The following is a 19,436-nucleotide window of genomic DNA, read 5'->3' as shown; positions in this document are numbered from 1 at the left end:
CCCGGGCCGCGCCCCCCGCCCCCCCCGCGCACCCGCCAGACCGCCCCCCACCCCCCCCCCACCCACCCCCCCCCCAAACCGCGTCAGGACCACCCCCCCCCCCCCCCCTCCCGCAGTGTCAGAGGTAAAGGCCCGTGGAGTCCTCGGAGCCCTCGAAGCGGTCCGCGGCGACAGCGTGCAGGTCCCGCTCGCGCATCAGCACGTAGGCCACCCCGCGCACCTCGACCTCGGCCCTGTCCTCGGGGTCGTACAGCACCCGGTCCCCGGGCTCCACGGTCCGCACGTTCTGCCCGACCGCGACGACCTCGGCCCAGGCCAGCCGCTTGCCGACCGCCGCCGTGGCGGGGATGAGGATGCCGCCACCACTGCGCCGCTCGCCCTCGGAGGCGTCCTGCCGCACGAGCACCCGGTCGTGGAGCATCCGGATGGGCAGCTTGTCGTCGTGGTGGGTGCTGTGCTTGTCGTTGGCGCTCACGGCGACGAACTTACCTGCCCCGGCGCCCGCCGACTCCCCAGGGTCAGCCCTTGCGACGCCGCGAACGCACCGTGAGGAGCCCGACGACCCCGACCGCGAGCAGCGCGACGGGAACGATCCGCTCCAGGCGCGGCGCACCCTCGTCGGTGACGAGCTGTCCCTTGACGTCCGAGACGAACCGGTTGGCGCTGACGTAGGCCCGCCCGAGGGTGTGGTCGACCTGGGCTGCGACCTTGGCCTTCGCGTCGCCGACGATCGTCTTGGGGTGCACCCGCACCCCGATCTCGTCGAGCGTCTCGGCCAGGGCGTCACGGCGGCGCTTGATGTCCGCCTCGATCTGCGCCGGCGTCCGCGTCTCCGGCGTATCCGACCTGCTGGACGTGTCCGACACCGCGCTGCCTCCGTGATCGCTGCGTTTACCGCACTCTGCCGTGCTGGTGGACTGTGCTACTGGACTGTACTGACAGACAGTCTGTCAGCTCGCCGCCCCCCGCACCCCCCGGCACCCCCATTCCCCGCATTACGCTCGGGCTGAGTCACCCACCCGCGAGGAGATGCGAGCGACATGAGCGAGCGACTGCAGCCCGGCGACACCGCCCCCGCCTTCACCCTTCCCGACGCCGACGGCAACGAGGTCTCCCTCGCCGACCACAAGGGCCGCAAGACGATCGTCTACTTCTACCCGGCCGCCCTGACCCCCGGCTGCACCAAGCAGGCCTGCGACTTCACGGACAACCTCGACGTGCTGGCCGGCGCCGGCTACGACGTCATCGGCGTCTCGCCCGACAAGCCGGAGAAGCTCGCCAAGTTCCGCGAGAAGGAGAACCTCAAGGTCACCCTGGTCGGCGACCCCGACAAGAAGGTCCTGGAGGCCTACGGCGCCTACGGCGAGAAGAAGCTCTACGGCAAGGTCGTCACCGGAGTGATCCGCTCCACGGTGATCGTCGACGAGGAGGGCAAGGTCGAACGAGCCCTCTACAACGTGAAGGCCACCGGCCACGTAGCCAAGATCATCAAGGACCTGGGGATCTAGCACCGGGCAACCGGCGGATCTCCCGCCCGGCGCCGCCACCCCCGGCCGTACACTGACGGAGCGGCATTCACCCGAGAGGCTGAATGTCCGTTTTATTGCGGTCGTGGTGGAATTGGCAGTCACGCCGGGTTTAGGTCCCGGTGGGAGAAATCCCGTGAGGGTTCGAGTCCCTCCGACCGCACGCGGCACCGCGAAGGGGCCGCCCGGACCACCGGGCGGCCCCTTCGCCGTACGTGACGCGGACTCAGCGGCGCCTCAGCCCAGCAGTTCCTTCACCACCGGGACCAGCGCCCGGAACGCCTTGCCGCGGTGGGAGATCGCGTTCTTCTCGGCCGGGGTGAGTTCGGCGCAGGTGCGGGTCTCGCCGTCGGGCTGGAGGATCGGGTCGTAGCCGAAGCCGTTGGTGCCGGAGGGCTTGTGGCGCAGGAGGCCGCGGAGTTGGCCCTCGACGACGCGCTCCGTGCCGTCGGGCAGGGCGAGGGCGGCGGCGCAGGCGAAGTGGGCCGTGCGGTGGCGGTCCTCGTCGATGTCGCCGAGCTGGGCAAGGAGCAGGTCGAGGTTGGCCCGGTCGTCGCCGTGGCGGCCGGCCCAGCGCGCGGAGAAGATGCCGGGGGCGCCGCCGAGGACGTCGACGCAGAGGCCGGAGTCGTCGGCGACGGCGGGCAGACCGGTGGCCTTGGCCAGGGCGTGCGCCTTGAGCAGGGCGTTCTCGGCGAAGGTGACGCCGGTTTCGCGCACGTCCGGGACGTCGGGGTACGCGTCCGCGCCGACGAGGTCGTGGGGCAGGCCTGCGTCGGCGAGGATCGAGCGCAGTTCGACGATCTTGCCGTTGTTGCGGGTGGCGAGGATGAGGCGGGTCATGCCTCCCAGTATCGCGGCCCGGGCGTGCGGGGCCCGGTTACGGGGTGCAGACCTTGGTCAGTTCGCTCGCGGCGTCGGTGACGGGCTCGACGTCGGGGGTCGCGTCGCCGTTCTTGATGGACGTACGGACGTTGTCCACGGCCGTGCCGAGATCGTCGACGGCCTTCGACACGTCGGCGTTGTCGGTCTTGTCGCTGATCTCGTCGAGGTTCTTGTCGATGGAGTCGAGCGCCTCGCTCGCCTGCGTCGGGTCGTTCGCCGCGTTCTCCACGGCTTGCTGGAGGTCGACGACGCTGTCGGCGATGGCGTCGGCGGTCCGGACGCAGTCGAGGGCCTTGTCGACGGCGGAGCAGCCGGCGGCGGCCGGGACGGCGATCAGTGCCGCGGCGGCGGCGAGTACGGCGAGACGGCGGTGACGGGATCGTCGGCGCGCGGGCATGGAACGGTCCTCCCCTGATGTACGGACGGGCGGGCGACGGCCGTTGTGGTGCGCCGTCCACCTGTCCGTAGTGACGCAGTCGGTGGCTGGGTGGTTGCCACCCTGCTTGGGAAGTTCTTTACCTAGGCGAGGTCTTTGCCGAGGGTGCTCTCAAGTGCCTTGCGCTGCGCGGCGGCCAGCTCGTCGCAGCCCAGAACGGCGAGGTCGAGCAGGGAGTTGAGCTCGTCGCGGGCGAAGGGCTCGGCCTCGGCGGTGCCCTGGACCTCGACGAAGCGGCCGTCGCCGGTGCACACGACGTTCATGTCGGTGTCGGCGCGGACGTCCTCCTCGTAGCGGAGGTCGAGGAGGGGGACGCCGTCGACGATGCCGACGGAGACGGCGGCGACGGTGCCGGTGAGGGGCTTGCGGCCGGCCTTGATGAGCTTCTTGCCCTGGCCCCAGGCGATGGCGTCGGCGAGGGCCACGTAGGCGCCGGTGATGGCGGCGGTGCGGGTGCCGCCGTCGGCCTGGAGGACGTCGCAGTCGAGGACGATCGTGTTCTCGCCGAGGGCCTTGTAGTCGATGACGGCGCGCAGCGAGCGGCCGATGAGGCGGCTGATCTCGTGGGTGCGGCCGCCGATCTTGCCGCGGACGGACTCGCGGTCGCCGCGGGTGTTGGTGGCGCGGGGCAGCATCGAGTACTCGGCGGTGACCCAGCCCTCGCCGCTGCCCTTGCGCCAGCGGGGGACGCCTTCGGTGAAGGAGGCGGTGCAGAAGACCTTGGTGTCGCCGAAGGAGACGAGGACGGAGCCTTCGGCGTGCTTGCTCCAGCCGCGTTCGATGGTGATCGGGCGGAGCTGTTCGGGGGTGCGGCCGTCGATGCGAGACATAGGGGTGAGCGTATCCCGGTACGGGGAAGGCCCCGCTGTCCGGTGGAGGGGCGGCGGGGCCTTCGGATGACGTCGGGGGGACGTCGGGTGACGGGTCAGTGCGTCACATCATGTCTTCGATGTCGGCGGCGATCGGGTCGGCGTCGGTGCCGATGACGACCTGGATGGCGGTGCCCATCTTGACGACGCCGTGGGCGCCGGCGGCCTTGAGGGCGGCCTCGTCGACCTTGGAGGGGTCGATGACCTCGGTGCGCAGGCGGGTGATGCAGCCCTCGACCTCTTCGATGTTGTCGAGCCCGCCGAGCCCGGCGACGATCTTCTCAGCCTTCGTGGCCATTTCGTTCTCCCTGTTTCTCCGGGCCCGCCTTTGGGCCGCTTTGTCACGGTAACCCACGGTTGGCTCAACTTCGCGAGCGGTGACGCCACCCGTGACGAAAGATGACGAGCACGTGGGCCGACCCGTCCCGCAACTGGTCTACACCAGTTGACCACTCTATCCAACGCCCGCCGACCGTTGCTCTGTTCCGGGAGGACGACCATGAGCTCCGAAGCCGCCGCAGCCCGCCCGAGCCCGTGGAGCAACTTCTTCCAGGGCCTCCAGAAGATGGGCCGCAGCCTTCAGCTGCCCATCGCCGTGCTCCCGGCCGCGGGCATCGTCAACCGGCTCGGCCAGCCCGACGTGTTCGGCGACGACGGTCTCGGCTGGACCGATGTCGCGAAGGTGTTTGCAGGTGCGGGCGGTGCGCTGCTCGACTCCGACCTGGGTCTGCCGCTCCTGTTCTGCATCGGTGTCGCGATCGGCATGGCGAAGAAGGCGGACGGCTCGACCGCGCTCGCGGCGGTGGCCGGCTTCCTCGTGTACCGGGGCGTGCTGCACCAGTTCCCGGTGGACTGCCCCAAGGGCCAGGCCCTCGCGGGCGGGGTGTGCATCGACTACTCGAGCAAGGCGGCGGCCGCCGCCACGTACCAGAACCCGGGCGTGTTCGGCGGCATCGTCATCGGCCTGCTCGCGGCCTTCTTCTGGGTCCGCTTCCACCGCACCAAGCTGGTGTCGTGGCTGGGCTTCTTCAACGGCCGCCGGCTCGTCCCGATCATCATGGCGTTCGTCGGCATCGTGGTCGCCGTCCTGTGCCTGTGGGTCTGGCCGCCGATCGGTGACGGCCTGGAGAGCTTCTCGAACTGGCTCCAGGACCTGGGCGCCATCGGCTCCGGCATCTTCGGCGTCGCGAACCGCGCGCTGCTGGTCATCGGCCTGCACCAGTTCCTGAACGTCCCGCTGTGGTTCCAGTTCGGCTCGTACACCAAGCCGGACGGCACCACGGTGCACGGCGACATCAACATGTTCCTCAGCGGCGACCCGCACGCGGGCATCTACCAGACGGGCTTCTTCCCGATCATGATGTTCGCCCTGCCGGCGGCCTGCCTCGCGATGTACCACTGCGCACGGCCGGAGCGGCGCAAGGCGGTCGGCGGCATGATGGTCTCGATCGCGGCGACCTCGTTCGTCACGGGCATCACCGAGCCGATCGAGTACTCCTTCGTCTTCATCGCCCCCGCCCTGTACGCGGTGCACGCGGTCCTCACCGGTGTCTCGATGGCGGTGACCTGGGGGCTCGGGGTCAAGGACGGCTTCAGCTTCTCCGCGGGCCTGATCGACTACGTCATCAACTGGGGGCTCGCGACCAAACCCTGGCTGATCATTCCGATCGGCCTGGGATTCGCAGTCGTGTACTACGCGGTCTTCCGGTTCGCGATCACGAAGTTCGACCTCAAGACCCCGGGCCGCGAACCCGAGGAGGAGGTCGAGGACGTCACCAAGGCGTGACCGGCTCCCCGCCGACCGACCCCCTCCGCGAAGGGCCCCCCCCCCCCAGGGGCGGGGGGGTCGCGTCATCGGGGGGGCCGGGGCCCCCCCCGCCCCCCCGGCCGCCCCGGCCCGGCCCCCCGGGGGGCGGGCGCGGGTCCCGCACCGCGCGGGTGGGGCGCGGGGGGCCCCCCCACCCCGTGATCCGGCTGCGTTCGACGACTGCGCGGAATTCCCCGGTCGTACCTGGAGGTGGTGGACCCGGCAGAACCTACCGGCCGACCTCCGCGTCCTGTCAACAGCCGATTGACCTGCGCCTCTCCCTGAACTCGCCTGGTCAGGGCCGAGGATGCGCAGGTCGTGCGGGACGGTGCCGATCCGGAGCGGGTCGCACACCGCCCGCGCACATCACTCTTCCGGCCGTACGAAGACGGTCTGACCGGAGACCACCGTCCGCAGGCAGACCGGCAGTTGGGCGCCGGGCGTGAGGTCGGGCAGGCCGGGGGTGCCGGAGCGCGGGTCGGTGGACCAGCGGGCCACCCGGTCGTCGGGCGCCTGCACGATCAGCTCGTCGGTGCGCCAGACGGCGTAGTCGGCGGGGGCGCCGGGCACGAGCATGCCCGCGTCGTCGCGGCCGACGGCGCGCCAGCCGCCGCGGGTGTGCGCGGTGAAGGCGGCGCGGACGGACACCCGGTGCTCGGGGGTCCGGTGGAAGGCGGCGGCGCGGATGGTGCCCCACGGGTCCAGCGGAGTGACGGGGCTGTCGGAGCCGAAGGCGAGCGGCACACCGGCCCGCAGCAGGGCCGCGTACGGGTTGAGGGCACGGGCGCGCTCGGCGCCGAGCCGGTCGGCGTACATGCCCTCCGCGCCGCCCCACAGGGCGTCGAAGGCGGGCTGCACGGAGGCGGTGAGGCCGAACTCGGCGAAGGCGGCGATGCTTTCGGGGCTGAGCATCTCGGCGTGCTCGACGCGGTGCCGGGCGGCCCGTACGCGGGCGAGGCCCACCTTGTCGACGGCGGCGCGCACCCCGTCGACGACCGCGGTGACCGCGGCGTCGCCGATGGCGTGGAAGCCGGCCTGGAGTCCGGCCTCGGTGCAGGCGACGACGTGGGCGGCGACGTCCTCGGCGCTCAGGTAGGCGGTGCCGGTGTGCGCGGCGTCGGCGTACGGCTCGTGCAGGCACGCGGTGTGGGAGCCGAGGGCGCCGTCCACGAAGAGGTCGCCGGCGGCGCCGAGCGCGCCGAGGCCGCGGGCGCGCTCGATGTCCCGGTCGGCCCAGTAGCCGACGACGCGGGGGCCCGGCTCGGAGCGGGCGAGGTCGAGGAGCCCGGTGAAGTCGTCCTCGGAGGAGATGTCGGGGCCGCCGCACTCGTGGACGGAACCGATGCCGAGGGAGGCGGCCCGGCGCAGGGCGGCGCGCTGGGCCTCGGTGCGCTGGCGGGAGCCGACCGCGCCGAGGGCTGCGGCCCGGACGGCATGGTGGGCGTCGCGGGTGAGCGGCCCGTCGGGGCTGAAGCCGGGGCGGTCCGCGACGCCGGGCACGAGGTCGAGCAGGGCGGTGGTGACGACGGCGGAGTGCACGTCGATGCGGGAGAGGTACAGGGGGCGGCCGCCGGTGGCCTCGTCGAGCTCCCCGCGCGACGGCGGACGGTCCTCGGGCCAGCGCGCGGCGTCCCAGCCGTGGCCGAGCAGCACCCGGTCCTCGGGGTGGTCGTCGGCGTGCCGCCGTACGAGGGTCAGTGCCTCGGCGCGGGAGCGGGCGCCGGTCAGGTCGAGGCCGGTCAGGGCCAGGCCGGTCGACGTGGTGTGCACATGGGCGTCGGTGAACGCCGGGGTGACGAGCGCCCCGTCGAGGTCGACGACCTCGTCGACCCCGTCCGCGAACGCGTCCGCCGCGCCTTCCGAGCCGACCCAGGCGACGTGCCCGGCCTCCACGACCATGGCGGTGGCGAAGGGGTCGGCGGGACTGTGGACCTCGCCGCGGCGCAGGAGGACGGTACGGGTGCTGGGGGGCGTGCTCATGGGGACAGTCTCCCGCGCGGGGTGCCCCGGTCCGGTGCCGGGGTCCCAAATGTCGCGCTGCGGGAGCGGCGCCGCGGGCGTCGCGGGGTCAGATGCGGGGCGGGCGGGCCTCATAGGGGGTGGAGAGGACGACCGTGGTGCGGGTGGAGACGCCGGCGAGGGAGCGGACCCGGGTGAGCAGGTTCTCCAGCTCGAGGGGGGTCTCGACGCGCACCTTGAGGATGTAGTTCTCGTCTCCGGCGACGCTGTGGCAGGCCTCGATCTCGGGGACGCCGGCGAGGCGCTCCGCGATGTCGTCGGGGGCGCTCGGGTCGAACGGCTTCACCGAGATGAACGCGGTGAGCGGCAGCCCGACCGCCTCGGGGTCCACGATCGCGCCGTAGCCCCGGATCACGCCGCGCTGTTCGAGCCGGCGCACGCGCTGGTGCACCGCCGAGGTGGACAGGCCCGTGGCCTTGCCCAGGTCGGTGTAGCTCATCCGCCCGTCCTTGACGAGCAGCTGCACAATCTGTCGGTCGAGCTCCTCCATGGCGACGAACCTACCGGTCACTTGATCCCGCCGGATACCGGAGCGGCGCAGCCGGCCGCCCGGAACGGGGTGAAGCGGGCCTCTCGCCTACCTCGCATCCGGCACACCCACACGGCATGTGACCAAGACCACACGTCTGGAGCCGTGTCCGCGGGCATGGCGCGATTACCCCGGGTACCGGGCGGGAAGTGCTTGCTGTGGCCGAGGCCCGCGACTCAAGGACATCCGCGGCCGGCCCACCCGAGGGGGAGATTCCCATGCAGAGTGTGAAGCGTCCCGGACGCACTGCCGCACGTGGCCGCAAGCAGGCGGTCGTCGAGCCCCAGCCGGAGGGCGTCGAACCCGACGTCTTCGACGGGGACGACCTCGACGCGTACGACACCTTCGAGATGTACCGGGTGATCTGCCCGGACTGCTCGCAGCCCATCGCCCTTCTGGCCGACGAGGACGTGCTGCCCGAGCACGCGCACGTGACCTCGGCGTGGAACCCGTTCGGGCTCACCGTGTGCGCGGGCACCGGTCGCGCGGCCGCGGACGCGGCCGCGGCGGACGAGCTGACCGGCGCCCAGGAGCAGGACACCGCGCTGCTGTTGACGCTCCCTCAGGGGCTCGACTGGCGCACGCAGCCGTTCTCGCACGTGGGCGGCCCCGGTTCGCGCCCGATCCAGGTGCCCCGGCAGCGGGACCGCCGCGCGGCCTGACGCGCGCTCAGTCCCGCCCGTTCCAGTAACTGCCCTGCACCATGGCCCGCAGACTGTCGTGGTGCAGGATCAGTGTGTCCGGATCCGCGGGTACGGCGGCCTCGCCGAAGTGCACCTGCCGGTAGGCGACGCGGAGCATCACGACGGCGTGCCGCAGGGCTGCGTAGAGCGTGTAGAAGTCCATGTCGCGCGGGGTGTGTCCGGTCAGGTCCGCGTAGCGCGCCTCGACGCGGTCGCGGCGCAGGAAGCCGGGCAGTCCGGACTGGCCGAAGCTCTCGGTGAGGTCCTGAAAGAAGCGGTGGAGATAGACGGTCCAGCCGAGGTCGACCTCGCGCGGGGCGAGCGCCGCCATCTCCCAGTCGAGGACCGCGGCGGGGGTGAAGCCGTCGTAGATGACGTTGCCGATGCGGGCGTCGCCCCAGTTGAGCACCGCCTCGCCCTCCTCGTCCGGCCACAGCCGCGCGAGCCGGTCGAAGGCGCTCTCGATCAGGGGTGAGCGGGGCCGGCCCTCCACCACCCAGGCGTAGTAGGCGCGTTGGGCGTCGACGTGGCGGCGCAGCGGGCTGCCCTCTCCGGGCAGTTCCAGGAAGCCGGCCTCCTTGGCGGGGACGCCGTCGTGCAGCCGGGCGAGCAGGCGGACGCTGGCGTCCTCCAGTTCCGCGCGCTCGGCGTCGGTGGCGGCGTGCAGCCAGTTGCCCTCGTACGTGTAGGGCATGACGTCGGGCGGTACGCGGCCGGCGACGCGCTCCATGACGAAGAAGGGCGCGCCGAGCGGTTCGGGGTCCTCCTCGAGCCAGAGCACGGCGGGCACCGGCAGTCCGGTGCGGGCGGCGAGGCGCATCGTGCGGTACTGCCGCGGCATGTCGTACTCGGGGAAGACCGTGTACGCGGAGGGGTCGGCGGCGAGCCGGAGGGCGCAGGCCCGCACGGGCGGGTCCGGGTGCTCGATGTCGAAGAGGAGCGTCTCGCTCGACATGCCGTTGGACTCGGGGACGGCGACGTTGACCGCGCGGGCGCCCGGCAGCCGGCGGTCCAGCCAGGCGCCGAGCCGGCGGGCGAGCTCCTCGGGTTCGCGGGTGGAGGTGCGGGGGCGCGGTGCCGTGGCCATGGCCGGACTCCCTCTGTGTGTACCGGTGTTCAGATGTCGGTGGTGCGGCCCGGTCCGGGGCTCAGGGACGGGCGGGGGCCGTCGAGTCGAAGCCGGTGAAGCCGCTGGGGTCGTGCCGTCCGAAGCTGCCGTGCTCGAAGATGCCGTGGCCGACCTGTCCGTCGAGGGTGAAGCGGGCCGCGTGGTCGATGACGCCGTAACCGGCGAGCGGGTGCGCGGCGGGGTCGGAGAGGCCGTAGGCGCGGCGGTCGGTCCAGTCGCGGCCCTGCCAGGTGCCGTGCTGCCAGTCGTCGGCCGGCGGGTAGCCCGCGCCGACGGCGAGCGGTGAGGACGCGAGGATCTCGACGCCGAGTTCCAGGGGTTTGCGGTCGACGGGGTCGATGAGGTGGACGACCGCCCGCTCGGGGTGGCGGGTGCCGGGGCGGTAGGTGATGTCGGCCTGGGGCCAGCCGAGTTGGCGGTCGCGGTGCCCGGGGCGCACGAGGGTGGCGTCGTTGAGGGTGCGGAAGCCGTCGGCGTCCTCCTGGAGGACGACCATGAGGAAGCGGTCGGCGAAGCGCACCGGGGCCCAGATCCAGTGGAAGCCCTCGGCGGGGTTCTCCTGCGCGAGCCGCCCGCCCTCCTCGCCGGGGATGGGCCGCACGCCCCAGCTGCGGTCGCGGGTGCCGGTCCAGCCCCGTACGTCGACGTCGCGGCCGCCGACGCGGAGCCGGCCGTCGCAGTGTCCGGCCTGCACGAAGCGCCGGCCCTCCAGGGTGAGGCGGCCACCGCGGCGCTGGAGGTGGTGCGGTTCCCACAAGGCGGGGAAGTCGGCGCTCCAGTTGATCTCGTAGGAGAGTCCGTCGGGGTCGTCGGGGTCGGCGGCGCAGCTCAGGACGAAGTCGTGGAGCGGCCGCTCGACGTGGATGCGCAGCGGGCCGACTCTCAGCTCCATGCGGGTCTCGTCGCTCAGCGCGTCCGAGGCGCGCACGGCGTGCAGGGTGTCGCCGACGCGCAGGGTGGCGTAGGCGTCGATAACCCCCAGGTTGGGGTAGACGCCGAGTCCGAGGATGAGCAGGAACTCGCCGGTGGGGTCGACGAGATGGAAGATGCAACGGTCGTAGGCGTTGCGGTCGCTCGTGGCGACGTGCTTCATCGACAGCGGCACCTGATGGATCGGGTACTCGTCGAGAGCCACGGGACGGTCGTCTTCGGCCACGGCAATTCTCCTCCGGCGCACGGCAGTTGACGTCGCCCGGAGGGGTACGGCCTGCCCGGCGGCGGAGTTGACGGTACGTCAGATCACGGGCGGGCACCAGATGCGGGGGCGGGTTGCCGGGCCGGCGCCGTGCGCCGCCTTCAGGCCTGCACCGAAGACATTCACCGCAGGCCCTCGTCGAAGGCCCGCGCCGAGGGCGCGGCGCACACGCGTCGCACGCGTCGCACGCGTCGCACGCGGCTGATCGCACCCGCGCGGCGGCGCCTCCCGGGCACGCGCACGGTTATGCCACGAACTCACGCTCGATAGGCGCCGGAGGTGACTCCGGTACGGCCGCGGCCGTTGACCTGGCATGACCCCGACGCAGACCGCCGTCCCCGCGCCCACCGGACGCCGCAGGCGCGCCCTCGTCCCGGCCCCCGCAGAATCGGTTCAGCAGCGGGCCTCCCGCAAGCCCGCGGCGCGCGCCCCCGAACCGCAGGACCCGCCGATCTACCGGGAGCTGCTCGCTTCCTGGGCCGACCGGGGGCGGACACTGCCGGGGCGGCCGGACCCCGAGTGGGCGCGACTGGTCGCGCCCACCGTGCGGACCGGGGAGTTCGGCGGAGCGCTCAGCGAGTCTCCGGACCCGCGAGGTGACGAGCGATGACCATCCGCTGGATCTGGTTGGTGCCCTCGACGATCTGCAGCACCTTCGCCTCGCGCATGTAGCGCTCGACCGGGAAGTCGGCCGTGTAGCCGTACCCGCCGAAGACCTGGACCGCGTCCGTGGTGACCTTCATCGCCGCGTCCGTGCACAGCAGCTTGGCCATGGCGGCCTGCTTGGAGAACGGCAGTCCGGCGTCGCGCAGCCGCGCCGCCGAGAGGTACAGCGCGCGGCCCGCCTCGATCTGCGTCGCCATGTCGGCGAGCATGAAGCGCAGGCCCTGGAAGTCGGCGATGGGCCGGCCGAACTGCGAACGGCCCTTGGCGTACTCGATCGCCGCGTCGAGCGCGGCCTGGGCGACGCCGATCGCGCAGGCGGCGATGCCGAGCCGGCCGGAGTCGAGCGCGGCCAGGGCGATCTGGAAGCCCTGCCCCTCGTCCCCGATGCGGCGGGCGTCGGGGATCCGCACCCCGTCGAAGTGGATCTGGGCCGTGGGCGAGCCCTTCATGCCCATCTTCTTCTCGGGCGCCGCGGCGCTCAGCCCCTCCGCGTCACCGGGCACCAGGTACGCGGTGATCCCCCGGGCGCCCTCGCCGCCGCTGCGGGCCAGGACCGTGTAGAAGTCGGCGACGCCGCCGTGGGTGATCCAGGCCTTGGTGCCGTCGAGCACCCAGTCGCCGCCCTCGCGGACCGCCTTGGTGCGCAGCGACGCCGCGTCGGACCCGGAGGCCGGCTCGGACAGGCAGTACGCGCCGAGCAGACCGCCGGCGAGCATGTCGGGCAGGTGCTCCGAGCGCTGCTCCTTGGTGCCGAAGTTCGCCAGGGCGTGACAGGCCAGCGAGTGCACGCTGACGCCGAGGCCCACGGTGAGGCGGGCGGCCGCGAGCTCCTCGAGGACCTGGAGGTAGACCTCGTAGGGCTGGTCGCCGCCACCGAACTCGGAGTCGTAGGGCAGGCCGAGCAGTCCCGAGGAGGACAGGAGGGCGAAGGTGTCGCGCGGGAACCGCCCGGCTTCCTCCTCCTCGGCGGCGCGCGGGGCGATCTCCCGCTGGGCGATGTCACGGACCAGCTGCAACAGGTCGCGGGCTTCGTCCGTCGGCAGCTGCCGCTCGACTCCTGACTCCGGCATAACGACGCTCTCCTCTGGGCGGGCGCTGCGGTGGCGGCCGCGGGGTTGAGCGGCGCCACCGGGGGGTGGTCACTACCGGAACCGATGCTGCCGTTCTGGGTCTCAGAAGCGGCTGACCAGCGGTTGCGGCGTGTTGAGTATTCCCGATCCGGAAGCCCGCGTCACTAGTTAACGACCGCTTACTGAAAGTTTTTCGCGTGCGCTCGAACCGCGCAAGAGCGCGGCCCGGCGCGTGGCCGGAATCGGAGCGGATTGGTTCGGACCATTGACGCACTGGTCTAGTCCTTCTAGTGTCCTGCCCGCAGGTCCAGCACCACTTCCCCCACGCTCCCCTCCCCCACGAGGAGACACGATGCTCCGACCGCACCTCCCGCGCGCCTCGTTCAAGGCGCTCGTCTCCGCCGCGTGCTGCGCCGTCCTCGGCGCCGGACTGCTCGCCTCCGCGGGCACCGCCACCGCACGCGAGACCGCCGGCTCCCCCCAGGCGGCGGCCGGCTCGAAAGTCGTCGGCTACTTCACGGAGTGGGGTGTCTACGACCGGAACTACCACGTCAAGAACATCGAGACCTCCGGCTCGGCCGACAAGCTCACCCACATCAACTACGCCTTCGGCAACGTCCAGGGCGGCAAGTGCACCATGGGCGACGCCTACGCCGCGACCGACAAGGCGTACACCGCGGACCAGTCCGTGGACGGCGCCGCCGACACCTGGGACCAGGAGCTGCGCGGCAACTTCAACCAGCTGCGCAAGCTCAAGAAGCTCCACCCGGACCTCAAGATCCTCTGGTCCTTCGGCGGTTGGACCTGGTCCGGCGGCTTCACGGAGGCGGCCAAGAACCCCGCCGCCTTCGCCCAGTCCTGCTACGACCTCGTCGAGAACTCCAAGTGGGCCGACGTCTTCGACGGCATCGACATCGACTGGGAGTACCCGAACGCCTGCGGCCTGACCTGCGACACCAGCGGCCGGGCCGCGTACAAGGACCTGATGGCGGGGCTGCGTTCGAAGTTCGGCGCGGACTACCTGATCACGTCCGCCATCCCGGCCGACGCCTCCGAGGGCGGCAAGCTCGACGCCGCCGACTACGCGGGCGCAGCCCAGTACGTCGACTGGTACAACCCGATGACGTACGACTTCTTCGGCGCCTGGGACGCGCAGGGCCCGACCGCCCCGCACTCCCCGCTCACCGCGTACGACGGCATTCCCAAGGCCGGGTACAACTCGGACGCCACCATCACCAAGCTCAAGGCGATGGGCGTCCCGGCCTCCAAGCTGCTGCTCGGCATCGGGTTCTACGGGCGCGGCTGGACCGGCGTGACGCAGGAGAAGCCCGGTGGCACGGCGACCGGCCCCGCGGCGGGCAAGTACGAGCAGGGCATCGACGACTACAAGGAGCTCAAGACCAAGTGCCCGGCGACGGGCACGGTCGGCGGCACCGCTTACGCGTACTGCGGCACCAACTGGTGGTCCTACGACACCCCGGCGACCATCGCCGGGAAGATGGACTACAAGAACAGTCAGGGCCTCGGCGGCACCTTCTTCTGGGAGCTGTCCGGCGACACGTCGAACGGTGAGCTGATCAAGGCCATCAGCTGACGCGAGGCACCAGACGCACGAGGGGCGGGGTCCGGCTGCGCCGGGCCCCGCCCTCCGTCATGTACGGCTCACATCCAGCCGAGCTGGGTCACGAGCATCGCGAGCACGACCACGAAGGTCCAGCCGAGGACGTGCTCGAGGATCTTCGGGCCGTCCTCCCGCGGGCCACCCGTGCGGGTGCGTGCGGCGGCGGGTGCGGTGGCGGAGCTCGCGGTCATGACTGTCTCGCTGTTCGTGGACGTGATGGTGATTCCCCGGGAGCCGGTCTCCCCGGCGGCTCCCTCACCACCATGCCACCGCCTCGGCCGGGTGCGGCCGAGACGTTGGTCACGCGGCGGCGCGGCCGCCCGTCAGCGCACGCCCACGGCGGCGAGCGCCTTGCGCTGGCGGGACGACGGCCGGGCCGGGAAGTACAGGTAGCAGACGCCGCCCGTGCCGGAGACGACCTTGCCGGTGGAGTTGTAGCGCTTGGTGCGCAGCCAGATGTTCTCCCACTCGCGCCGCTTGTAGACGCGGCGGACCGCCGGGTCGTTCGGCGAGGCGGGGTCGTTGGCGATCACGTCGCCGTCGGCGGTGAAGCCGATGACCGTCATCAGATGGCCCGAGGTCCCGTAGCCGGCGCCGGTCAGCTCCTCCTTGAGGAACGACTGAGACGTTATGGCCGGGATGCCCGCGGCGATCAGCGTCTCCAGGTCCGTGAGGGAGGAGAGCCGGGTGACGACACCCTGCAGGTCCTTGTACGTGGCGGCGTAGGCGGCGTTGAACGGCCAGTTGCCGCAGCCCTCGTACTGGTAGTCATACGTAAAACGCGCGGCGTGGCAGACCTGCGGGTCCGCGTAGTCCGGGTTCACCCAGGACAGGTCGTCGGAGCTGGGCTCGCGGCCCCAGTACTCGATGATCATCTGCGAGGAGGTCGGGCTGCACCAGGCCTCGCCGCCGTTGTCGTACTCGGGGTACTGGCCGGCGTGGATGTTCTGCGAGTAGCGCGGGACCTTCAGCTCGGCGGCCAGGCCCGGGGCGGAGGCCGGGACGGTGAAGCGGTCCGGGACGTCGGAGCCCATCGCGCCGAGCCGCCACACGGTCGGCGCGGTGTCGGCGCCCGGGGTGCGCAGCAGGGTCAGCCGCAGCCGGTAGGAGACGAGCCGCAGCCCGGAGGCCGCGTCGTCGATCGAGAAGGTGTCCGTCCAGATGCTGGACTTCCCGTCGCTCTGGTCGTCGACGGAAGTGCGGCGGATGTCGGCGTCCTTGTCGTCCCCCGCGGTCCAGCGGCCCATCACGTACCAGGGCGTCTTCCCGCCGTCGCTGTACGTGCCCTGCAGCTCGACCTCGATCCAGGTGCCGGCGGGGGTGCGCGCGTTCCAGGAGGCGATGACCTCGGTGGCGGGGACGGAGAGCGTGTGGACCGGCGAGGTCCAGGTCGCGTACTCCCAGTCGGCCGTCCGGTTCAGATGCGGGTCGGTGTACGAGCGGGTGCCCGCGGGGCGGTCGAGGGTCAGGCCCGGGCGGGCGCCGGCGACGGTGCGGGTGCCGCGCCCGGTGCCGGAGAGCCAGTCGGCGAGGGTCACCCACGCGTGGTTGTCCACGGCGCGGGGCGCCGCCTTCGCGCCGGGGGCGAGGGGCGCGGCGCTCGCGGTACCGGCCGCCGTGGCGGCGAGCGCGACGCCCGCGGCCGCCGCGAGCAGGCTTCTGCGGGACATACGGGACTCGAGGTGCTCGACGGTGTCGGGATCGGGTCGGGTCATCAGGTGGTTCCCCCAGTCGACGGGTCGGACGGACGGTACGGACGGGGCGGGAGGCGCTGAAGGCGCGCACGCGGGGTGTGCTTCCTGGTGGAACAGTGCGCCAACTATGGCCGCCGGAGCGGGATTTCCACCAGCGTTTCGCCTCCGGTCACCCCATCAATATTGGTCTCCACCACTGGCATGACCTGCGGTGCCACCTGCTCGACCGGCGTACGCGGGCACGTACCCTGACCGCTGTGGACCACGCGCACGCACCCCTCGCCCCGTACGCCGACCGGCTGCGCCGACTGCCGCCCTCCTGCGGTCCCGTGCGCCTGATCGGCGTCGACGGGCACGCGGGTTCCGGCAAGTCGACGTTCGCGACCCGGCTCGCGGCGGCGCTCGGCGGGGCGCCCGTGCTGCGCCTCGACGACATCGCGAGCCACGACGCCCTGTTCGCGTGGACCGAGCGGCTGCGCGCCCAGGTGCTCGCGCCGCTCTCCCGGGGCGAGACGGCGCACTACGAGACGTACGACTGGAACGCGCGCCGGTTCGGTGCCGTGCGCGCGCTTCCGGCCGCCGACGTGGTGCTGATCGAGGGGGTCGGCGCGGGACGGAGCGCGATCCGGCCGTTCCTGGCGCGGCTCCTGTGGCTGGATCTGCCGTCCGAGGCGTCCTGGGCGCGTGGGCGGGCCCGGGACGGTGAGCCCCAACGTGCCTTCTGGGACGGGTGGATCCCCGCGGAGCGCGCACACTTCGCCCTCGACCCGTCCTGGCCGTTCGCGGACGAATTGGTGCGCGAGTGCAAGGAGAAGCCGGAGGGGTACATGATGCGCCAAGGGCCCTCCGTGACCCCGCCGAAGCACCGTTCCGTCACTCACCGTGAAGGTCCGCCAGCGGTGCGCTGACCCCGCGGAAAGCGCCTTCCACGAGTTTCCCGGAGTGCCTCAACTCCGCTTGACCGAGGGGCCGTACAGGACTTACGTTCTGAATGTGCGGCCTTCGGAGGCCGCCCCGCAGACGCGAAGCCCCCGGTTGTTCCCCCGTGATCGGGGGCTTCGTTCTGCCCTCAAAGCCGCAAACCGGTCTCGGCGCGGCGCCGCCTGCTCACCCAGGGTCACCATCGGGCACCGCCCCCACCTGCACCGGATCCTCGGCGATCGCCCCGATCCGACCCCTTCGCGCCCTACGGTCCACCCTGCCCGCGCGGGTACGATGCCTCTCGGTGCGGCCTGGGACGGCTCGCTGTCCGCATCGTGGCAACTCCCGTCCAAGACAGAGCGGTTCATCGGGGGCACGGCATGTGGGGGACGTGATGGACTTCGGCACCGGCACGCCGACGGGCCCGGCCGACCTCGCCTGGCTGCGAGGCGTCGACGCCTACACGATGGGCGCCTATCCGCAGGCGGAGGAGGAGTTCAAGGCCGCCGTCCGGATCGACCCGGGCATGGCAGACGGCTGGCTCGGACTGCACGCGCTGCGGGTCGACACGACGACGGCGCTGCTGCGGATGTTCCGGCACCGGGACCGCTTCGGCGAGCAGCGCACACGGCACCGCAGGACGCTCAACTCCTGGTATTGGCTGGGCTGGTGGGTGCAGCCGGTGCTGGAGCAGCCGCGTGATCTCTTACTCGCGCACGCCTCGCACTGGCTGGACGGCCGGCACGTGCCCGAGCTCGACCGGGCCCTGGCCACGCTGCCGCCGGTCGACGCGGACCGGCACGTCCGCTTCCTGCACGCATGCCGGGCCTACCTGGTCAAGGACTGGGAGCAGCTGGTCCGGCACACCGAGGCGCTGATCGACGACCCGCTGCTCGGCATCGAGGCCGGCCTGTTCGGCGGCATGGCCCGGGTGCGGCTCGAGATGTACGGGCAGGCGGAGCCGCTGCTCTCCGCCGCACTGATGCGCTGCCGCAGCGAGCAGCCCCAGCGCAAGGAACTGCGGTACTGGCTGGCGCGGGCGCACGAGGGCACGGGCCGCTCGGCGGCCGCGCTGCCGCTGTACCGGGCCGTCCACCGGGTCGACCCCGCGTTCATGGACACCTCCGCGCGGCTCGCCGCGATCTCCGAGGGCGACGGCCTGGCCGACCTCGCGGACGGCTCCGATCTCGCGCCGCTGCTCACCGGGTACCAGGACGGCCTCGACGGCGCGGAGTCGGTGGACCCGCTCTACGAGAGCGACGGCCGCGATCTGCTGGTCTCCGGCCCCGACCTGCCGCCGCCGGGCGCGTCCTCGGGTCCCCCGCCCGAGGAGACGGACATCGTGCGGGAGAAGGCCGTGGTGCCGGTGCCGCCGCCGCTGCCCACCGGGCCCGCGGACCCCGCCCTGCTGGAGGAGGCGCTCGCCGAGCTGGAGCGGATGGTCGGCCTGGAGCCGGTCAAGCGCCAGGTCAAGGCGCTGTCCGCGCAGTTGAACATGGCGCGGCTGCGGGCCGGCCAGGGCCTGCCCGTGCAGCCGCCGAAGCGGCACTTCGTCTTCTCCGGTCCCTCGGGCACCGGCAAGACGACCGTGGCGCGCATCCTCGGCCGGGTCTTCTACGCGCTCGGGCTGCTCGGCGGCGATCACCTCGTGGAGGCCCAGCGCGCGGATCTAGTCGGCGAGTACCTCGGCCAGACGGCGGTGAAGGCCAACGAGCTGATCGACTCGGCGCTCGGCGGCGTCCTCTTCGTGGACGAGGCGTACGCGCTGTCCAACTCCGGGTACGGCAAGGGGGACGCGTACGGGGACGAGGCCCTTCAGGTGCTGCTGAAGCGGGCCGAGGACAACCGGGACCATCTGGTGGTGATCCTCGCCGGATATCCCGAGGGGATGGACCGGCTGCTCGCCGCCAATCCGGGGCTGTCGTCCCGCTTCACGACCCGGGTCGACTTCCCCTCGTACCGGCCGCTCGAGCTCACGTCCATCGGGGAGGTGCTCGCGGGGGAGAACGGGGACGTGTGGGACGAGGAGGCGCTGGAGGAGCTGCGGTCCATCGCCGGGCACGTGGTCGACCAGGGGTGGATCGACGAGCTCGGGAACGGGCGGTTCCTGCGGACGCTCTACGAGAAGTCCTGTGCGTACCGGGACCTTCGGCTGACCGGGTATCTGGTCGAGCCCACGCGGGACGACCTGGCGACGCTTCGGCTGGCCGATCTCATGCAGGCGTACGGGGAGGTCCTCTCGGGGCGGGGGCCGCGTGGGGGTGCCGGGTTCTAGGGCGGGTCACGCCGTGGGTTCGCCGGTTCGTCGCCGGGTGCCGGTCCGTCGTGGCTGGTCGCGCAGTTCCCCGCGCCCCTGAAATGCAGACGCTTCGCGTCGCATTTCAGG

At 72.1% G+C, this 19,436-nt stretch carries 20 protein-coding genes and 1 tRNA gene; 8 read left to right on the top strand and 13 right to left on the bottom strand.

All coding sequences use genetic code 11. The features are described from left to right. Positions 1 to 118: 118 nt before the first annotated feature. Both ACFW9D_RS30520 and ACFW9D_RS30515 read right to left on the bottom strand, forming a co-directional pair. Positions 119 to 421: a co-chaperone GroES gene (locus ACFW9D_RS30520; RefSeq protein WP_188341534.1), complete on the bottom strand. Its 303-nt coding sequence runs from the start codon at positions 419 to 421 to the stop codon at positions 119 to 121. Positions 422 to 518: 97 nt separating this feature from the next. Further along, complete coding sequence (locus ACFW9D_RS30515; protein ID WP_188338659.1) at positions 519 to 866, bottom strand: DUF3618 domain-containing protein; 348 nt, start codon at positions 864 to 866, stop codon at positions 519 to 521. A gap of 174 nt (positions 867 to 1,040) precedes the next feature. On the opposite strand from ACFW9D_RS30515, the gene bcp reads away from it, so the two are divergent. After that, entirely contained in the window at positions 1,041 to 1,508 is a 468-nt protein-coding gene (gene bcp / locus ACFW9D_RS30510; protein WP_188338658.1) for a thioredoxin-dependent thiol peroxidase, read from the top strand. A gap of 97 nt (positions 1,509 to 1,605) precedes the next feature. Then, a tRNA-Leu gene (locus tag ACFW9D_RS30505) sits at positions 1,606 to 1,689 on the top strand. A gap of 74 nt (positions 1,690 to 1,763) precedes the next feature. Here the strand turns inward: ACFW9D_RS30505 and rdgB are convergent. The 4 genes from rdgB to ACFW9D_RS30485 all read right to left on the bottom strand — a co-directional run bounded on the left by rdgB (position 1,764) and on the right by ACFW9D_RS30485 (position 4,071). Continuing rightward, entirely contained in the window at positions 1,764 to 2,369 is a 606-nt protein-coding gene (rdgB, locus tag ACFW9D_RS30500) for an RdgB/HAM1 family non-canonical purine NTP pyrophosphatase (RefSeq protein ID WP_384627196.1), read from the bottom strand. 37 nt (positions 2,370 to 2,406) lie between these two features. Next, complete coding sequence (locus ACFW9D_RS30495) at positions 2,407 to 2,808, bottom strand: hypothetical protein (RefSeq protein ID WP_384627194.1); 402 nt, start codon at positions 2,806 to 2,808, stop codon at positions 2,407 to 2,409. A gap of 122 nt (positions 2,809 to 2,930) precedes the next feature. Continuing rightward, the gene (gene rph / locus ACFW9D_RS30490) at positions 2,931 to 3,677 is read right to left on the bottom strand and encodes a ribonuclease PH (RefSeq protein ID WP_384627192.1); all 747 of its coding nucleotides are present in this window, start codon (positions 3,675 to 3,677) and stop codon (positions 2,931 to 2,933) included. A 103-nt stretch (positions 3,678 to 3,780) separates the two neighbouring features. Continuing rightward, positions 3,781 to 4,071, bottom strand: coding sequence for a glucose PTS transporter subunit EIIB (locus ACFW9D_RS30485; protein ID WP_161303827.1), 291 nt, complete (start codon positions 4,069 to 4,071; stop codon positions 3,781 to 3,783). A gap of 144 nt (positions 4,072 to 4,215) precedes the next feature. Here ACFW9D_RS30485 and ACFW9D_RS30480 point away from each other — a divergent pair, with 144 nt between their 5' ends. After that, positions 4,216 to 5,502, top strand: coding sequence for a PTS transporter subunit EIIC (locus tag ACFW9D_RS30480; protein ID WP_384627189.1), 1,287 nt, complete (start codon positions 4,216 to 4,218; stop codon positions 5,500 to 5,502). A 387-nt stretch (positions 5,503 to 5,889) separates the two neighbouring features. On the opposite strand, the gene ACFW9D_RS30475 is transcribed toward ACFW9D_RS30480, so the two are convergent. Continuing rightward, complete coding sequence (locus ACFW9D_RS30475) at positions 5,890 to 7,503, bottom strand: amidohydrolase (RefSeq protein WP_384627186.1); 1,614 nt, start codon at positions 7,501 to 7,503, stop codon at positions 5,890 to 5,892. 88 nt (positions 7,504 to 7,591) lie between these two features. After that, positions 7,592 to 8,032: an Lrp/AsnC family transcriptional regulator gene (locus ACFW9D_RS30470; protein ID WP_188340076.1), complete on the bottom strand. Its 441-nt coding sequence runs from the start codon at positions 8,030 to 8,032 to the stop codon at positions 7,592 to 7,594. 257 nt (positions 8,033 to 8,289) lie between these two features. Between ACFW9D_RS30470 and ACFW9D_RS30465 the strand changes: the two genes are divergently transcribed. Next, positions 8,290 to 8,733, top strand: a complete 444-nt coding sequence (locus ACFW9D_RS30465; RefSeq protein ID WP_188340075.1) for a hypothetical protein — start codon at positions 8,290 to 8,292, stop codon at positions 8,731 to 8,733. Positions 8,734 to 8,740: 7 nt separating this feature from the next. Here the strand turns inward: ACFW9D_RS30465 and ACFW9D_RS30460 are convergent, their stop codons facing one another. Next, positions 8,741 to 9,841: a phosphotransferase family protein gene (locus tag ACFW9D_RS30460; RefSeq protein WP_384627183.1), complete on the bottom strand. Its 1,101-nt coding sequence runs from the start codon at positions 9,839 to 9,841 to the stop codon at positions 8,741 to 8,743. Positions 9,842 to 9,902: 61 nt separating this feature from the next. Further along, a complete protein-coding gene (locus ACFW9D_RS30455; protein WP_384627181.1) occupies positions 9,903 to 11,039 on the bottom strand; it encodes a hypothetical protein in 1,137 nt (378 codons plus the stop codon). Between the two features lie 352 nt (positions 11,040 to 11,391). Here ACFW9D_RS30455 and ACFW9D_RS30450 point away from each other — a divergent pair, with 352 nt between their 5' ends. Next, entirely contained in the window at positions 11,392 to 11,688 is a 297-nt protein-coding gene (locus tag ACFW9D_RS30450; RefSeq protein WP_384627178.1) for a hypothetical protein, read from the top strand. Here the strand turns inward: ACFW9D_RS30450 and ACFW9D_RS30445 are convergent. Beyond that, positions 11,651 to 12,814, bottom strand: a complete 1,164-nt coding sequence (locus ACFW9D_RS30445; protein WP_384627176.1) for an acyl-CoA dehydrogenase family protein — start codon at positions 12,812 to 12,814, stop codon at positions 11,651 to 11,653. The genes ACFW9D_RS30450 and ACFW9D_RS30445 overlap by 38 nt on opposite strands. A gap of 352 nt (positions 12,815 to 13,166) precedes the next feature. On the opposite strand from ACFW9D_RS30445, the gene ACFW9D_RS30440 reads away from it, so the two are divergent. Continuing rightward, the gene (locus tag ACFW9D_RS30440) at positions 13,167 to 14,408 is read left to right on the top strand and encodes a glycoside hydrolase family 18 protein (RefSeq protein WP_384627174.1); all 1,242 of its coding nucleotides are present in this window, start codon (positions 13,167 to 13,169) and stop codon (positions 14,406 to 14,408) included. 68 nt (positions 14,409 to 14,476) lie between these two features. On the opposite strand, the gene ACFW9D_RS30435 is transcribed toward ACFW9D_RS30440, so the two are convergent. Together ACFW9D_RS30435 and ACFW9D_RS30430 are read right to left on the bottom strand one after the other, a co-directional pair. Continuing rightward, positions 14,477 to 14,626: an SCO1431 family membrane protein gene (locus ACFW9D_RS30435; protein WP_384627172.1), complete on the bottom strand. Its 150-nt coding sequence runs from the start codon at positions 14,624 to 14,626 to the stop codon at positions 14,477 to 14,479. 132 nt (positions 14,627 to 14,758) lie between these two features. Then, complete coding sequence (locus tag ACFW9D_RS30430) at positions 14,759 to 16,150, bottom strand: peptidase C39 family protein (RefSeq protein WP_384627170.1); 1,392 nt, start codon at positions 16,148 to 16,150, stop codon at positions 14,759 to 14,761. A 236-nt stretch (positions 16,151 to 16,386) separates the two neighbouring features. Here ACFW9D_RS30430 and ACFW9D_RS30425 point away from each other — a divergent pair, with 236 nt between their 5' ends. Then, complete coding sequence (locus tag ACFW9D_RS30425; RefSeq protein WP_384627168.1) at positions 16,387 to 17,037, top strand: uridine kinase; 651 nt, start codon at positions 16,387 to 16,389, stop codon at positions 17,035 to 17,037. Between the two features lie 407 nt (positions 17,038 to 17,444). Continuing rightward, complete coding sequence (locus ACFW9D_RS30420) at positions 17,445 to 19,325, top strand: AAA family ATPase (RefSeq protein WP_188340066.1); 1,881 nt, start codon at positions 17,445 to 17,447, stop codon at positions 19,323 to 19,325. The last annotated feature ends 111 nt before the right edge of the window (positions 19,326 to 19,436 follow it).

The organism is Streptomyces sp. NPDC059524 (assembly GCF_042749255.1).
In the GTDB taxonomy this organism is placed as follows: domain Bacteria; phylum Actinomycetota; class Actinomycetes; order Streptomycetales; family Streptomycetaceae; genus Streptomyces; species Streptomyces xanthii.
This window is presented reverse-complemented; position numbering and strand designations above follow the sequence as displayed.

Excerpts from the sequence above, each read along its gene's own strand:
- bcp (WP_188338658.1), top strand. The coding sequence starts at position 1,041 with ATGAGCGAGCGACTGCAGCCCGGCGACACCGCCCCCGCCTTCACCCTT.
- rph (WP_384627192.1), bottom strand. The coding sequence starts at position 3,677 with ATGTCTCGCATCGACGGCCGCACCCCCGAACAGCTCCGCCCGATCACC.
- ACFW9D_RS30420 (WP_188340066.1), top strand. The coding sequence starts at position 17,445 with ATGGACTTCGGCACCGGCACGCCGACGGGCCCGGCCGACCTCGCCTGG.
- ACFW9D_RS30475 (WP_384627186.1), bottom strand. The coding sequence starts at position 7,503 with ATGAGCACGCCCCCCAGCACCCGTACCGTCCTCCTGCGCCGCGGCGAG.
- ACFW9D_RS30495 (WP_384627194.1), bottom strand. The coding sequence starts at position 2,808 with ATGCCCGCGCGCCGACGATCCCGTCACCGCCGTCTCGCCGTACTCGCC.
- ACFW9D_RS30435 (WP_384627172.1), bottom strand. The coding sequence starts at position 14,626 with ATGACCGCGAGCTCCGCCACCGCACCCGCCGCCGCACGCACCCGCACG.
- ACFW9D_RS30470 (WP_188340076.1), bottom strand. The coding sequence starts at position 8,032 with ATGGAGGAGCTCGACCGACAGATTGTGCAGCTGCTCGTCAAGGACGGG.
- ACFW9D_RS30430 (WP_384627170.1), bottom strand. The coding sequence starts at position 16,150 with ATGACCCGACCCGATCCCGACACCGTCGAGCACCTCGAGTCCCGTATG.
- ACFW9D_RS30445 (WP_384627176.1), bottom strand. The coding sequence starts at position 12,814 with ATGCCGGAGTCAGGAGTCGAGCGGCAGCTGCCGACGGACGAAGCCCGC.
- ACFW9D_RS30450 (WP_384627178.1), top strand. The coding sequence starts at position 11,392 with ATGACCCCGACGCAGACCGCCGTCCCCGCGCCCACCGGACGCCGCAGG.
- ACFW9D_RS30440 (WP_384627174.1), top strand. The coding sequence starts at position 13,167 with ATGCTCCGACCGCACCTCCCGCGCGCCTCGTTCAAGGCGCTCGTCTCC.
- ACFW9D_RS30465 (WP_188340075.1), top strand. The coding sequence starts at position 8,290 with ATGCAGAGTGTGAAGCGTCCCGGACGCACTGCCGCACGTGGCCGCAAG.
- ACFW9D_RS30520 (WP_188341534.1), bottom strand. The coding sequence starts at position 421 with ATGCTCCACGACCGGGTGCTCGTGCGGCAGGACGCCTCCGAGGGCGAG.
- ACFW9D_RS30460 (WP_384627183.1), bottom strand. The coding sequence starts at position 9,841 with ATGGCCACGGCACCGCGCCCCCGCACCTCCACCCGCGAACCCGAGGAG.
- rdgB (WP_384627196.1), bottom strand. The coding sequence starts at position 2,369 with ATGACCCGCCTCATCCTCGCCACCCGCAACAACGGCAAGATCGTCGAA.
- ACFW9D_RS30480 (WP_384627189.1), top strand. The coding sequence starts at position 4,216 with ATGAGCTCCGAAGCCGCCGCAGCCCGCCCGAGCCCGTGGAGCAACTTC.